Raw genomic sequence first — 14122 nt, 5'->3', positions numbered from 1 at the left:
GAATGGGTTCAAGGGGCCGCCTGCGACGCGGCGGTCGAGGCTTGCTTGATGCATTTGCGCTCAGGTGCCCCGAAGCCCCAGCGGATGAGGGCCTCGCCCTGGTGCTCCCACAGGCTTTCGTTGGGCCCGGTGTAGCGCGCGCCGCTGGCGCTGGGTGCAGACAGCATCAGTGAGCTGCTCTCGCCCTGGCGGGCGATCAAGGAGGGCGGCTCGGTCTTGAAGTAATCGACCACCACCTTGCTCGGTGGGGTGTCGTCGCACACATAGGTGACCGGGCCGATGCTGTCGACCAGTCGGTAGCGGGCCTGCAGTTCGATGATGCGGTGCTTGTAGCTGGCCACCACGCAGTCGAGACGATCGGTGGCCTTCCAGCAGTCGTCGCGGCCCTTGCGCCAGCCACTTTGCTCGGCCGCCAGCAAGGGCGCTTGCTCAGAGCCGACCTTCTGGCGGGCCAGGGCATAAAAGCCGTCCATGGACTTGTCCAAGGCACGCAGGCCTTCGTCCTGGCAGATGAGGTCCGGGATGTTGCCCGGACGCGCCTGGGCACAGATGCCCGTGCGAGGCACGGACGCGGACGCCGCTCCCGTCGAGGCAGGCGAGGAGGGGGCTACGGTGGGGCCCGGTGTGCGAGAGGGGTAAGGCGCTATTGGCCCCGCCCCGACCGCCCCGCCCGTCTGCGCCAGCGAGGGGCAGCACACCATGGCCAGGCTCAGGCAGGTGGTGAAGTGGGCCAGGCGCAGTATCGGCATGGTCATTCGCGTCTCCGGGGGCGATGTCTCGATGGCGGCAAGCATAGTTCGATCACTGAAAACCTGCCATGCACCCCCGCCCGCCATCCGATGATGGTCAGTGCGGTGGCTTCCCGCGCTGGAACCATGTCTCGTCTTCTGCGATCAGCTGATGCGCCTTGTCAGCCTCCTGCTGGTCGAAGAAGTCGACGCTGTGCAGGCGCGAGCGCACGATGGGCAGCGACACCACACTGGCGCGCAGGCCTGCCCGGATCCACCGCCGATCACGAGGCTCACCTCGGGCGTACTTGGACAGCGCCGCATCGTTCGGATCCAGGCACCAGGCTTTCACGCCCGGGCGCGCCACCGGGGTCATCCGTGCCTCCCATCCCTCGGGCAGGCTGGGCAGGGCGGGCGACACCGGGTCGATGAAGCAGCCCGTGGCCCGGTGGCGCGGAGAGTGCTCTCCCAGTTCGTCCAGCACATCGAAGATGCGTTCCGGATCGGCCCGGGTGTAGCAGGCCACATCGTTGGACATGGTCATTTCATGCGGCACCTGGAAGCTCTCTTCGAGCGCGAGGATGGACAGGCTGCCGACGACGACGAAATCCGGCTGGCCGGACAAGGCGCTGGCTTCGGCCAGCAGATCCAGCATGGTCTTGAGTTTCATGGGGCGTGGTCTCCAATCCAGGGGGAGTTGCTGCGCAAGGCCGGGCCCCAGCCATCCAGGTCATCCACGATGAGCCGGGCGATGTGGCGTGGCGGCTGGGCCAGGATGTCAGACCAGCGCTGAACGTAGTCGCTGCTGCACAGGTTGTCGGCCTGCCAGAACGCCACGGTGGCGCGGGCCTTGGTGATGAGCTGTTCACGGTCGGGGCGCGGCAGCGTGAGCAGGTCGATGGCGATGCGCTGGTGGCGGATCAGCCGCTCATGCTCGGCCATGGCCTGCTGCAGGCGTGCCACGCGGCGTTCGGCCTGGCGGTCTGGCTGGGATTGCATCGCGGCGAAGTGAGCGGGCGTGAGCACGATGGCCTGTACCTTGCGGTGCCGCTCTACAGCGACGGGGCCGTGCTCAGCTGCCTTGAGCAGTTCGCCAAAGTGCTGCTTGGCCTCGGTGGAAGTGAACTGGCGCATGCTCAGGCCTCCTGCGTGGCCAGCGACGGCTGCAACACCTTGCTGGCCAGCCGCAGGTGTTCCACCCAGCGCTGGCGCAGCGCGGCTTGCATGGCCGGATCGGTTCGCAGGATGGCGGCGGGGTGCCGTACCACGAGCACTGGCAAGCCATCAGCGCGGTGCAGCCATAGGCCTTCATGGTCGGACACGGCCAGGTCGGGGCCGAGCAGGCTGCGCGCGGCTGTGGCCCCCAGGGCGACGATGGCCTTGGGCTGTACGGCTCGGACCTCGGCTTCCAGCCATTGCTGGCAGGCCATGGCTTCGCGCTGACCTGGGGTCTTGTGAAGCCGGCGCTTCCCGCGCCATTCGTACTTGAAGTGCTTGACGGCGTTGGTGAGGTAGAGCTGCTCTGCGGGCCAGTGCAGCTCGTCCAGGGCTGCGCGCAGCAACTGGCCCGCCGGGCCGACGAAGGGACGGCCCTCGAGGTCTTCGCGGTCACCGGGCTGCTCGCCCACCAGCATCAAGGGCGCGCCGATGGGGCCTTCGCCCCACACGGTCTGCGTGGCGTGGGCGGCATGGGCGCATTGCGAACACCGTGTGGCCAGCGCCTGGCAGGTGTCCAGGGTGGTCCGGGCGTTGACAGGTGGTGGGGCGTTGCGCACCGGTCGTGAAGCCAGCACAGCCTGCGGGCTGGGTGCCATGCGCTGCTCGGCCTCTGCCACCATCAGGGCGGCTCGCCGAGGTGCCTCGGCCAGCAGCCCGGTGATGGCGGAGGCTTCAGGCAGGTTCTTCCAGTAGCGCACCGGCATCTCCCTTTGCATGGCGGCCACCTTGACCCGGGCAGGGTTGAAGATGCTGCGGTAGTAGGTCAGCCACAGGGCATCGCCATCGTCGAGCGCCAGGGCGGGCGCCGCGGCGCGCGTAGCGCCTGGCGCGAACTGCAGGGCCTGCCCATCCCAGGCCACGCAGGTGCGCGGTGTCAGGATGGCCCAGCGCATGGCCGCGAAGCGCCGCGCGAAGAAGGGCGCGGCCGCTCGCACGATGTGGTGGGCAGGCTCGAACCAGGCCACGTGCTGCTCGCCGTGGTCATCGGCCACGGGCTTGAAGCGGACAAAGGCGTGCATCTTGTGGATCTCGCGGCGCACCTGGCGTGCCAGGCGTTCCAGCTGGATGCGGTCGGTGTCCAGCGTGTCTTGCCAGGCGCGCCGATCGTTGCGCAGCTTGGCGGCCAGGCGGTGCAGCAGCATGAAGCGATTGGTGTCGTCGTGCAGCAGGGCCGCTTCGGTCAGCGCTTCGAATCCATCAGGCCATGGGGCGGCAGGGGCATGCCCACCGGGCCAATGCAGGCCTGGTTCGCTGGCAGCGAACAGGTCATCCTGTGTGGCGGGATCGCTCACCTGCCAGAGCACGTCTTGCGGCGCCACACTGGCGTGCACGAGCTGCCCCAGCGCACGCAGGGCGCCTGCGACGTCATCGGGACGGTCGAGCTGGATCCTCACCATGTGGCGGCCTGCAGCAGGGTGGGCAAGGGCGTCGTGCCCGGTGTCGAGGCCACCGGGGGGGCGTCATCGAACAGCGAGGGTTGAACCGGTGTCGGTGCCGGTGCGCTGTGGGCCGATGCAGGCCGCCGCAGACCTGCAGCCAGTGCCTGCGCATCTTGTGCAGGCCGATGGTCGGGCAGGTGCACGAAGGCCAGCACGCGGCGCGATGCCGTGCGCAGGCGTTCCACATCCGCACGGCGCAGCTGGCGCACGCGGCGCGCGGCCAGCAAGCGGTCGACGGAGGTGACGCCCAGCCCCGGCACACGCAGCAGCATTTCACGCGGCGCGCGGTTGAGGTCCACGGGGAACTGCTCCGGGTGGGCGAGGGCCCAGGCCAGCTTCGGGTCCATGTCGAGCGAGAGCATGCCCTGCTGCGAGGTGACCAGCTCCTGCTCGTCGAAACCGTAGAAGCGCATCAGCCAGTCGGCCTGGTACAGGCGGTGCTCGCGCATCAAAGGTGCGGCCTGCGCGGGCAGGTGCGCGCTGGCGTGCGGGATGGGGCTGAAGGCCGAGTAGTACACACGGCGCAGCGCGTAGTTGCGGTACAGGCTGACGCTGGTGGACAGGATGTCGCGGTCACTCGAGGCATCGGCGCCCACGATCATCTGCGTGCTCTGGCCCGCCGGCGCGAACGGCGCGGGCGATGGCACTTTGGCAGCACGCCCCGGCGCGGCGCGGACCTGCGAGGCTTGCTGCTTCGCCTCTTGGTGGTCGTCCAATGCCAGACGGATGCGCGCCATCGAGCGCTTGATGCCGGTGGCATCCTTCTCTGGCGCCAGCGCATGCAGCGACTGCACCGTGGGCAGCTCGATGTTGATGCTGAGCCGGTCGGCGAACAGGCCCGCGCGCGCGACCAGGTCAGCGCTGGCATCCGGGATGGTCTTGAGGTGGATGTAGCCGCGGAAGTGGTGCTCCTGCCGCAGGCGGCGCGCCACCTCGATCACCTGCTCCATCGTGTAGTCGGGATTGCGGATGATGCCCGAGCTCAGGAACAGGCCCTCGATCAGGTTGCGCTTGTAGAAATCGAGCGTGGTGGCCACGACCTCGTCGACCGACAGGCGCGCGCGGGGCGTGTTGCTGGATTCGCGGTTGACGCAGTACAGGCAGTCGTAGATGCACCAGTTGGTGAGCAGCAGCTTGAGCAGCGAGATGCAGCGGCCATCGGGGGCATAGCTGTGGCAGATGCCCATGCCCTCGGTGGACCCAAGCCCGACGCCATCGCTCGAGTCACGTCCGCCAGCGCCCGACGACGCGCACGAGGCGTCGTACTTGGCGGCGTCGGCCAGGATGGCGATCTTGCGTTGGAGCTGCATGGGGGTGGAGCGATGAATACTGTATTTATGTACAGTATACCCATCCGGCCCAGGCCCCGCTACAGGGTTGCAACCTTGTTACTTCGCCAAACTGTGGGAGGGCTTCATTGGCTCAGCGGCGCTCTCCTGCCCACGGTGCCTGCGCAAAATGCGCGGCCAGGTAGTCGATCAGCGCCTGCACGCGGGCTGGCTTGGCGCGCCCTGGCGGCATGACGATGTGCAGTGCGATCGGCGGGATCTGCCACTCTTCCATCGTGGTCACGACACGGCCGGCGCGCAGGTCATTCCAGGCCAGGAACTCGGGCTGCACGGCCAGGCCCAGGCCTGCATTGAGCGCCGGCACCAGCGCCTCGGCGTTGTTCACCACCAGGCTGGAAGGCACCACCTGAGAGAACTCGCCCTTCTTGCGGTGCTTGAAGCGCCAGGCGCCGCCCGTGCGTTCATGGGCATAGCGCAAGGCTCGGTGCCCTGCCAGATCCTTCGGGTGTACCGGGTGGCCGTGCTGCTCGAAATACGAGGGCGCGCCCACCAGCAGCAGGCGCACCGCGCACAGGCGCCGCGCCAGCAGGCTGGAGTCGGGCAACGAAGAGATGCGCAGGGCCAGGTCGTAGCCGTCGGCCACCACATCGATCATCTCGTCGCTGAAGTGCAGGTCCAGCGTCACCTCGGGGTGCCGGCGCATGAACTCCGGCAGGGCAGGTCCCAGGTGCGTCACGCCGAAGGACATGGGGGCGGCGATGCGGATGGCGCCGCGCAGGCTCTTGGATTGCTCGGTCACCTCGGCCTCGACCGCTTCGCCCTCGGCCAGGATGCGGGTGGCGCGCTCCAGCGCGGCCTGGCCGCTGGCCGTGAGCGACATCTTGCGCGAGGTGCGGTGGAACAAGGTGGTCTTGAGCCGCTGCTCCAGCCGCGTGATGGCCTTGGACACCGTGGGCTGCGACAGGGCCAGCTCGGCCGAGGCCTTGGCGAACGAGCCGGTCTCGGCCACCTTGGCGAAGATGGCCCAGGCTTCCAGGTCTGGCAACTTGCTCATGTCATTTTTGGAATGAATTGTTTTCCATGTTTTCTATTCTCTTATGAATCGCAAATCTCTACAGTGAACACATCGCGCCACACCAGGCGCCAACGAACCGGAGATAAGCATCATGATCGAACGTCGCCCCTTCGACAGCCTTGGCGGTGCCCACCATGGCTGGCTCGACGCCAAGCACCACTTCTCGTTCGCCGAGTACCGAGATCCCAGCCGCATGGGCTGGGGCGCGCTGCGGGTGTGGAACGACGACACCATCGCCCCCGGCACTGGGTTCCCGACGCATGGCCACTCGGACATGGAGATCATCACGTATGTGCGGGAGGGCGCCATCACCCACCAGGACAGCCTGGGCAACCGGGGCCGCACCGAAGCCGGGGATGTGCAGGTGATGAGCGCAGGCACCGGCGTGCGCCACTCCGAGTACAACCTGGAGCAGGGCGTGACCAAGATCTTCCAGATCTGGATCATCCCGGACGGTGAGCGTGCTGCGCCCTCATGGGGTGCCAAGCCCTTCCCCAAGGGCGATCGCTCCGGCCAGTTCGTGGCGCTGGCCAGCGGCCTGCCGGGTGACGAGGATGCCCTGCCCATCCGCACCGATGCGCGGGTGCTGGGTGCCACGCTCAAGGCGGGCGAGACGGCCGAGTACACGATCGGCAAGGGCCGTCGTGGCTACCTGGTGCCGGCCGCCGGCGAGGTCGAGGTCGATGGGGTGCGCCTGAACGCCCGTGATGGCGCGGCCATTGCCGACGTGGACACCATCCGCGTCACGGCCCTGTCGGATGCGGAACTGGTGCTGGTGGACTCAGCGCCTTGAGGGAGCGAGAGGGCGTCCGGCGCAACGGGCGCCTGTCTCAGTATCTCTCGGGCACCTCGTGCAGGCGCATCAAGCCTTCCTGCGCGACCGTGGCCACCAGCGTGCCGTCCTGCGTGAACACCCGTCCGAAGTTCATGCCGCGTGAGGCCGACGCGTTGGGTGCATCCATGTCGTAGAGCAGCCATTCGTCGATGCGGAGGTCGCGGTGGAACCACATGGCGTGGTCCAGGCTGGCGGCCTGCACATTGCTCTGGAAGACGGACACCCCGTGCGGCAGCATGGCCGTGCTCATCAGCCCGAAATCGGAGGCAAAGGCCAGGATGCACATGTGCAGGAGCGGGTCATCGGGCAGAGGGGTCTGCGACTTCATCCACTGGCAGCGGCGGGCTTCCTTCTTGACGGGCGCGAAGGGGTTGACCGGGTCGATGGGCCTGATCTCGACGGGGCGTTCGCGCTCGAACACCGCGCGTACCTTCTCAGGGATCATGGGCGCGATCATCTGGCGCAACTGGTGCTCGCTGGGCAGCTCATCCGGGCCTGGCACGTCGGGCATCGCCACCTGATGGTCCAGTCCTTCTTCATGCACCGCGAACGACGCTGACATCAGGAAGATGTTCTCGCCATGCTGGATGCCCTTGACGTTGCGCGTGCAGAAACTCTTGCCGTCCCGGATGGTCTCGACCTGGTAGACGATCGGCGCCTTGACGTCGCCCGCGCGCAGGAAATAGCCGTGCAATGAATGCGGCAGGCGGCCTTCCACCGTGCGGCCGGCCGCCATCAGCGCCTGGCCCAGCACCTGTCCTCCGAACACGTTCTTGCCGAAGAAGTTCCGGCTCGTGCCGCGGAAGATGCCTTTCTCGATGATCTCGAGATCGAGCAACTCCAGCACCTCTTGCATCACATCGTTCATGTCGTCTCCGCTCCGCCTATCCAGGAAATCTAACATGCGGGCCTCGGAGGACACCACCCGGCCCTGGCGGATCGCGTGTCCGCTGGCCGGGTTGTGCGTGGTCAGTGCACTTGCACCTCGATGCGCCTTGGCTGGGCGTGTGCCTGCTTGGGAATGCGCAGATTCAGCACGCCGTCCTTCAAGCTGGCCGCGATGCCGCTGGGATCGAGTTCCCGGCTCAAGGTGAAGGCTCGGCGGTAATGGGGCACGCGCAGTTCCATGTGGATGGGGGCAAGGCCCTCAGGCACCTGTGTGTTGACGGTACCTTCGATCCAGAGCGTGTCGCCCTCGACCTTGAGTTCCAGCTGCTCGCGACCCACGCCCGGCAGGTCGGCCAGCAGCGTGATGCCTGTCTGGTCTTCGAGCACATCCACGCGTGGCACGATGGCGGGCATGTCCTTCTGTGAGGCAGGCGTCTGGCGGGTGGCGCCGGCTGACGGAGAGGTGGTTACGGGGCTGTTCTGGCCTGCTTGCAGTTGGGTATTCATGTCAATCTCCTTTCGTTGCGACGGCTGCGCTTCTTACTGGACGGCGATGCGACGGGGTTGGGCCTCTTCACGGCGGGCGACGCTGATGTGCAGCACGCCATCGCGGTAGTGGGCCTGCACGCGCTCGGGATCCACATCGTCGGGGAGGCTGATGGCTCTCTGGAAGCGGCCGTGGGTGCGTTCACGGGTATAGACCGTGACCTTGTCGGCGGCTTCGGCCGTGCCCTGAGGCGCCTCCGGCAAAGTGGGGGAGCGCTCACCAGAGATCGTCAACACGCCACGATCGAGGTTGACGTCGAGCTTGCTGGCGTCCAAGCCCGGCGCAAAGGCATAGATCTCCACGCTCTGCGGCGTTTGGCCGACATTGAGGGCCGGGTAGGTACCTGGGGCGACGGCGCGTATCCCTGTGGGCGCGCGGTCTGCCATTCCGAAGACATCGTTCAGTTCGCGGCGCAACCAATCGAAATCGGTGAAGACGTTGGCGGGAAAACTAAGGACTGAGGTGTACATGGCAGGTCTCCTTTCCATGGGTGAAGGGGGTTGCCTGCCCGAGTTAGCGTCGCCTTTCGCAATTTCAAGAGGGCGTTGGCGCCAGATCGCCTCAGGGCGCGGCTGACCTTGCCGGCTCTATCGCCATCGGTGAACGCTGCACCTGCGCACCGGTGTCCGGGTCGCGGCCCATGTTGCGCAGGGCGTCGCCCAGTTCCTGCGCGGTGCGCGGGGTGTCGCCCCCAGCCTGGATCGGCTGGCGGGGTGCCGTGTTGGCCGGGTCGCTGACCAGGCCGTCGTTCTCGACGGGCGGTGTCGCACCGGGATCGGCCAGGGTCGGATCGGTCATGGACGGATCCTGCAGTGAGGGATCGCCTTCGACCACTTCCTCGGGCGCCTCACCCCATTCGTGCATGCCGATCACCGGTGGGCGCTCGGGCGTGGTGAAGGCGGTCTTGGTGTCCACCCATTTGCCCTTCACGGCACGCCGCATGAAATCGCCCACCAGCAGCAGCGCGCTGTGGCCACCCTGGCCCCAGTAACTGCTGCGCATGGTGACGCGCTGGTCGTTGAAGCCCACCCACGCTCCGGTCACCAGCTTGGGTGTCATCAGCATGAACCACCCGTCCATGTTCTTCTGGGTGGTGCCGGTCTTGCCGGCAAGATCGCCTTCGGGCACGAATCGGCTGCGCACCAGCGTGCCAGTGCCCTGTCGCACCACGCCGCGGGTCATGTCGATCAAGTCATCGTCCACCTCGCTGCTCAGCACCTGCTTGGGCGGCTGCGCACCGAACTCGGCCAGCACGTTGCCGTCCTTGTCGGTGATGCGTTCGACCACATAGGGCTGGCGGTAGCGACCCTGGTCGGCGATGGTGGCGTACACCGACGCCATCTCCAGCAGCGTGACCGGGCTGGTGCCCAGGGCCATCGAGGGCACCTTGTCGAGCTTGCTGTCGTTGATGCCCATGGCGCGTGCCAGGTTGGCCACGTTGTCCAGCCCCGCGTCCTGCATCACCTGTGCGGTGATGGTGTTCTTGGAATAGACCAGGCCTTCCCACATCGTCATCGGCTGGCCGGTGCTGCCCGACATGTCGGTGGGGCGCCAGGTCTTGCCGTCGCCCAGGGGGATGCTCACGGGCGTGTCGGTGTAGATCTTGGAGACGGGGATGCCTTGCTGCAGCGCAGCCGCGTACACGATGGGCTTGAAGGTGGAGCCGGGCTGGCGCTGGGCCTGCGCCACGTGGTCGTACTGCTCGACCTCGTGGTCGCGGCTGCCCACCCAGGCGCGCACGGCGCCGGTGCTCGGGTCGACAGCGACCAGGCCGGCTTCGAGGCGCGTCAGGGCGTTGCGCACACGGGCGGTCACGGCCTCGTTGTCCTTGAGCGTGGCCAGTGCGGCTTTGTCGTCGCGGCCGGCCTTGCGCAGGTCGCGGTATTCGTCGGTCTTGCGCAGGGCCTCCTGCAGCAGCGCGCCCCGCGTGCGCCAGAAGTAGTCGAAGGCCTTGGCGCGTTTGGCGGCGCCGGCGTAGTCTTCGAGCGAGCGCGACTGCATGGCCATGCCCTGCTGGCTCCATTCCACATCGGCCACATGCTGCAGGGCCTGTGCCTGCTGCTCCACCGCCTCGGCGGCGGCCTCCTGCAGGCGTGAGTCCAGCGTGGTGTGGATGACCAGCCCGTCGCGTTGCAGATCATGGTCGGTGGTCTCGGCCCAGGTCTCCAGCCACTTGCGCACGTAGGCGGTGAAATGGGGGGCGGTCTCCGGCGCTTCTTCCAGCCGCTTGAATCGCAACTGCAGCGGCTCGTCGCTGAGCGAGTCGTACAGGGCCTGCGACAGATCACCTCGACGTACCATCTGACGCAGCACCAGGTTGCGCCGCTCCAGCGCACGTTCGGGGTACTGCACCGGGTTGTAGTAGTAGGTGCCCTTGAGCATGCCGACCAGGGTGGCGCTTTCGCGCGGGTCCAGCTCGCGGGCCGGCTTGTCGAAGTAGGTGCGTGCGGCCGCCTCGATGCCCACCGCGTTGTACAGGAAGGGCACGCTGTTGAGATAGGCCACCAGGATCTCGTCCTTGCTGTAGCGGTCCTCGATGCGCCAGGCGGTGACGATTTCCTTGATCTTGCGGTTGATGTTGCGCGCCCGGCCGATCTCTTCCGGGAACACATTGCGCGCCAGCTGCTGCGTGATCGTCGAGCCGCCTTCGGTGCGGCCTGTGGCCGTGCGCAGGATGGCCTTGAGGCTGCGCAGCCAGTCGACGCCGCCGTGCTCGCGGAAGCGGTGGTCTTCGGTGTCGATCAGGGCGCGCACCACCCAGGGCGAGATCTGCTCGAGCGTGACGGGCTCGCGGCGGTTCTGCTGCAGGCGGCCCAGTTGCTTGCCGTCGCTGGACAGGATCACGCTGGGCACGGCCTGCGTGGCGTTTTCCAGTGCCGTCACGGGGGGCGCCTGCGAAACGACCCAGGCCACGTAGAAGGCGCCCAGGATGGACAGGGTGGCTGCGGCCAGGCCGGTGTACTTCAGGGCTTGGCCCAATCGTTGGTTCATGGGATAGGGGTGTCGCGGAGCATGCGCGTCAGCTTGACAGCCTATCGGCCATCGCGGCATCGGCTGCTTGCACCAGGGGATGTCGGCGTTGTCCTACGCAGTATGCCGTTTCCCGGACGCCTGCGGGCAGGGCCGGTGTTAAGGTCCGCCTCCCATGGACTCGAACCGAGGCGCTCGCCGATGATGACCGGGGTGTTGTGCGGCCTGCTGGCCGGGGCCTTGTGGGGCCTGGTGTTCGTGGCGCCACGCTCGCTGCCGGCGTTCACCCCGTGGGAGCTGTCGGTGGGGCGCTATGTCTGCTATGGCCTGATCGCGCTGGTGTTCCTGGGGCCGGGGCTCGGCCGTACTCTGGGCCGCATTGACCGGCATGACCTGGCCGCCATGGTGCGGCAGGCCCTGGCGGGCAACATCGTCTATTACGTGCTGCTGGCTTACGGCGTGCAGTGGGCGGGCATCGCGCCGACCTCGCTGATCATCGGGCTGCTGCCGCTGGTGGTCACGCTGATGGGGCGGCGCGACCATGGGGCCGTACCGTTGCATGCCTTGCGCTGGCCGTTGCTGGTGGTGGGCCTGGGCATGGTCTGCATCAACGTGGATGTGTTGACGCACGCGGACGCCTCGGCGGCTGCCCAAGGGCTGGGGCCACGGATGCTGGGCATCGCGTGTGCCGTGGGCGCCTTGCTGTGCTGGTCCTGGTACACGGTGGACAACGCACGGTACCTGAAGCAGCACGCCAAGTTCACCGGCGGGCAATGGTCGGCGCTGTATGGACTGAGCAGCGGGGTGATGGCGCTGCTGATCGGCGGGGTAGGGCTGGCGCTGTTCGGTTCGCGCATCACGGGCGAGGCCGGCGCGGCCAGCGGCCGCGACTGGACCATGTTCTGGCTGGTCAATGCCGGCCTGGCGCTGGGCGCCTCCATGGTCGGCAACCAACTCTGGAACATCGCCAGCCGGCGGGTTCCGGTCACCCTCTCGGGTCAGCTCATCATCTTCGAAACCCTGTTTGCCCTGCTGTACGGCTTCGTGCACGGGCAGCAATGGCCGCGCCCCTTGGAGGTGGCGGCCATGGTGCTGCTGGTGGCCGGCGTGGCCTGGGCCGTGCGCCAGCACCACCCTCCGGAAAGCCCGCATCCCTGATGCGTACTTCCGCACGGGAGCGCGCTACCCGGACCAGGGTGGAAGCCGGCGTTTTTTGGCTAATTGACGAATCGCGCCAATCTCCCGTGAAGCACTCGTGACAGGGTCATGGTCCGATCGGATCAGGGTGACGGTAAAATGCCGGATTCGCTGCACAAGCCCTGATCCCCCCGGGCGCACGAGACACACCCATGATTTTCGGAAAGCTGCTGCCCCGTGAGGGCAATTTTTTTGAGCTGTTCAACCAGCACGCCGGCCACATCGTGACCGCCGCCCATGCGTTTGCCCTGCTGGTGAAGCATTACAACGACCCCGAGTTGCGCGAGAAGTACAACCAGGACGTGGATGCTGCCGAAAGCGCCGCCGACAGCGTCAACCGCGAGGTCAACCGCCTGCTGCACATCACGTTCATCACGCCGATCGACCGCGAGCAGATCCACTCGCTGATCAACACGATGGACGACGTGGCCGACCTGATGCAGGACGCCGCCGAGACCATGGCCCTGTACGACGTGCGCCGCATGACCACCGAGATCGAGCGCCTGACCGAGCTGTGCGTCAAGAGTGCCGAGCGCCTCAAGAGCGCCGTGTCACTGCTGCACGACATCGGCGATGCCAACACCGCCGCCGCAGCCCTCAAGACCTGCGAAGAGATCGACCAGCTCGAGACCGATGCCGACCGAGTGATGCGCGCGGCCATGAGCAAGCTGTTCCGTGAAGAGCCGGATGTGCGCGAGGTGATCAAGCTCAAGGCCATCTATGAGCTGCTCGAAACCGTCACCGACAAGTGCGAGGACGTGGCCAAGCTGATCGAGGGCGTGATCCTCGAGAACTCCTGATCGGCGGGGCGGGTCATGGAACACACGCAGGTGGCCCTGTGGGTCGTCCTCCTTCTGGTGGCGCTCGCGCTGCTGTTCGACTTCATGAACGGCTTCCACGACGCGGCCAACTCGATCGCCACCGTGGTGTCCACCGGGGTGCTGCGGCCGACGCAGGCCGTGGTGTTCGCGGCCTTCTTCAACGTCATCGCCATCTTTGTCTTCCACCTCAGTGTGGCGGCCACGGTGGGCAAGGGCATTGCCGATCCGGGGGTGGTCGACGTCCACGTGATCTTCGGGGCGCTGGCCGGGGCCATCACCTGGAACGTGGTGACCTGGTACTACGGCATCCCCAGCAGTTCATCGCACGCGCTGATCGGTGGCATCGTGGGTGCCGTGATTGCCAAGGCCGGCGCGGGCGCACTGATGGCCAGCGGCATCTTGCGTACCGTGCTTTTCATCTTCGTCTCGCCGCTGCTGGGCTTCATCCTCGGCTCGATGATGATGGTGCTGGTGGCCTGGCTGTTCCGCCGGACCACACCGCTCAAGGCCGACCGCTGGTTCCGCCGGCTGCAGCTGGTGTCTGCCGGGGCGTACAGCCTGGGCCATGGCGGCAATGATGCGCAAAAGACCATCGGCATCATCTGGATGCTGCTGATCTCCACGGGCTACGCCGCGGCCGACAGCGCCTCGCCGCCCCCCTGGACCATCGTGATGTGCTACCTGGCCATCGGCGCGGGCACCATGTTCGGCGGCTGGCGCATCGTCAAGACCATGGGCCAGAAGATCACCAAGCTCAAGCCCGTGGGCGGTTTCTGCGCCGAGACCGGTGGGGCGCTCACGCTCTTCATTGCCACGGCCATGGGCGTGCCCGTGTCCACCACGCACACCATCACCGGCGCCATCGTCGGCGTGGGCTCGGTGCAGCGCGCCAGCGCCGTGCGCTGGGGTGTGGCCGGCAACATCGTGTGGGCCTGGATCCTCACGATCCCGGCGGCAGCCTTCGTGGCGGCCGTGGCCTACTGGATCAGCCTGCAGCTGTTCTGAGCAGGCACCAATGCGGGGCAGGCACCTCCCTGGTGCCTCTTGCGTGCCGCCTTGGTGCCCCTGCGTGAATCATTCACAGGGCTTGCGGGTAAGTGCGAATGCCTTGGTCG

14 protein-coding genes are annotated in these 14122 nt (G+C 67.0%); 4 read left to right on the top strand and 10 right to left on the bottom strand.

The window, feature by feature from the left end; all coding sequences use genetic code 11:
- Positions 1 to 8 precede the first annotated feature (8 nt).
- From EIP75_RS09840 to EIP75_RS09815, 6 genes are all read right to left on the bottom strand, one after another.
- Positions 9 to 755, bottom strand: coding sequence for an MliC family protein (locus EIP75_RS09840; protein ID WP_158622794.1), 747 nt, complete (start codon positions 753 to 755; stop codon positions 9 to 11).
- A gap of 91 nt (positions 756 to 846) precedes the next feature.
- A complete protein-coding gene (locus EIP75_RS09835) occupies positions 847 to 1398 on the bottom strand; it encodes a DUF6036 family nucleotidyltransferase (protein WP_125243080.1) in 552 nt (183 codons plus the stop codon).
- Complete coding sequence (locus tag EIP75_RS09830; RefSeq protein WP_125243079.1) at positions 1395 to 1862, bottom strand: type II toxin-antitoxin system Phd/YefM family antitoxin; 468 nt, start codon at positions 1860 to 1862, stop codon at positions 1395 to 1397. Before EIP75_RS09830 ends, EIP75_RS09835 begins: the two co-directional genes overlap by 4 nt.
- 2 nt (positions 1863 to 1864) lie before the next feature.
- Positions 1865 to 3343, bottom strand: coding sequence for a UdgX family uracil-DNA binding protein (locus EIP75_RS09825; RefSeq protein WP_125243078.1), 1479 nt, complete (start codon positions 3341 to 3343; stop codon positions 1865 to 1867).
- Positions 3337 to 4695 (bottom strand): putative DNA modification/repair radical SAM protein, encoded by a 1359-nt coding sequence (locus tag EIP75_RS09820; RefSeq protein ID WP_125243077.1) that lies wholly within the window; start codon positions 4693 to 4695, stop codon positions 3337 to 3339. The genes EIP75_RS09825 and EIP75_RS09820 overlap by 7 nt, the downstream gene beginning before the upstream one ends.
- Positions 4696 to 4807: 112 nt before the next feature.
- On the bottom strand, positions 4808 to 5728 hold the full coding sequence (locus EIP75_RS09815; protein WP_125243076.1) for a LysR family transcriptional regulator: 921 nt from the start codon (positions 5726 to 5728) through the stop codon (positions 4808 to 4810).
- Positions 5729 to 5840: 112 nt separating this feature from the next.
- Between EIP75_RS09815 and EIP75_RS09810 the strand changes: the two genes are divergently transcribed.
- The gene (locus tag EIP75_RS09810) at positions 5841 to 6542 is read left to right on the top strand and encodes a pirin family protein (RefSeq protein ID WP_125243075.1); all 702 of its coding nucleotides are present in this window, start codon (positions 5841 to 5843) and stop codon (positions 6540 to 6542) included.
- Positions 6543 to 6579: 37 nt separating this feature from the next.
- On the opposite strand, the gene EIP75_RS09805 is transcribed toward EIP75_RS09810, so the two are convergent.
- The 4 genes from EIP75_RS09805 to EIP75_RS09790 form a co-directional block, all read right to left on the bottom strand.
- Complete coding sequence (locus tag EIP75_RS09805) at positions 6580 to 7452, bottom strand: acyl-CoA thioesterase (RefSeq protein WP_125243074.1); 873 nt, start codon at positions 7450 to 7452, stop codon at positions 6580 to 6582.
- Positions 7453 to 7553: 101 nt separating this feature from the next.
- Entirely contained in the window at positions 7554 to 7979 is a 426-nt protein-coding gene (locus EIP75_RS09800; protein ID WP_125243073.1) for an Hsp20/alpha crystallin family protein, read from the bottom strand.
- A gap of 33 nt (positions 7980 to 8012) precedes the next feature.
- The gene (locus EIP75_RS09795; RefSeq protein ID WP_125243072.1) at positions 8013 to 8489 is read right to left on the bottom strand and encodes an Hsp20/alpha crystallin family protein; all 477 of its coding nucleotides are present in this window, start codon (positions 8487 to 8489) and stop codon (positions 8013 to 8015) included.
- A gap of 91 nt (positions 8490 to 8580) precedes the next feature.
- The gene (locus EIP75_RS09790) at positions 8581 to 11010 is read right to left on the bottom strand and encodes a penicillin-binding protein 1A (RefSeq protein ID WP_233584778.1); all 2430 of its coding nucleotides are present in this window, start codon (positions 11008 to 11010) and stop codon (positions 8581 to 8583) included.
- Between the two features lie 180 nt (positions 11011 to 11190).
- Here EIP75_RS09790 and EIP75_RS09785 point away from each other — a divergent pair, with 180 nt between their 5' ends.
- The 3 genes from EIP75_RS09785 (at position 11191) to EIP75_RS09775 (ending at position 14012) form a co-directional block, all read left to right on the top strand.
- Complete coding sequence (locus EIP75_RS09785; protein WP_125243070.1) at positions 11191 to 12147, top strand: DMT family transporter; 957 nt, start codon at positions 11191 to 11193, stop codon at positions 12145 to 12147.
- Positions 12148 to 12338: 191 nt separating this feature from the next.
- Positions 12339 to 12986 carry a DUF47 domain-containing protein gene (locus tag EIP75_RS09780; RefSeq protein ID WP_125243069.1) on the top strand — a complete coding sequence of 216 codons (648 nt, stop codon included), beginning with the start codon at positions 12339 to 12341 and terminating at the stop codon, positions 12984 to 12986.
- 15 nt (positions 12987 to 13001) lie between these two features.
- Entirely contained in the window at positions 13002 to 14012 is a 1011-nt protein-coding gene (locus EIP75_RS09775) for an inorganic phosphate transporter (protein ID WP_125243068.1), read from the top strand.
- Positions 14013 to 14122: the final 110 nt, after the last annotated feature.

The sequence above is a fragment of the Aquabacterium soli genome, from assembly GCF_003933735.1.
GTDB lineage: Bacteria > Pseudomonadota > Gammaproteobacteria > Burkholderiales > Burkholderiaceae_C > Aquabacterium > Aquabacterium soli.
The sequence above is the reverse complement of the archived record's forward strand: the minus strand, read 5'-3'. Positions and strand labels throughout refer to the sequence as shown.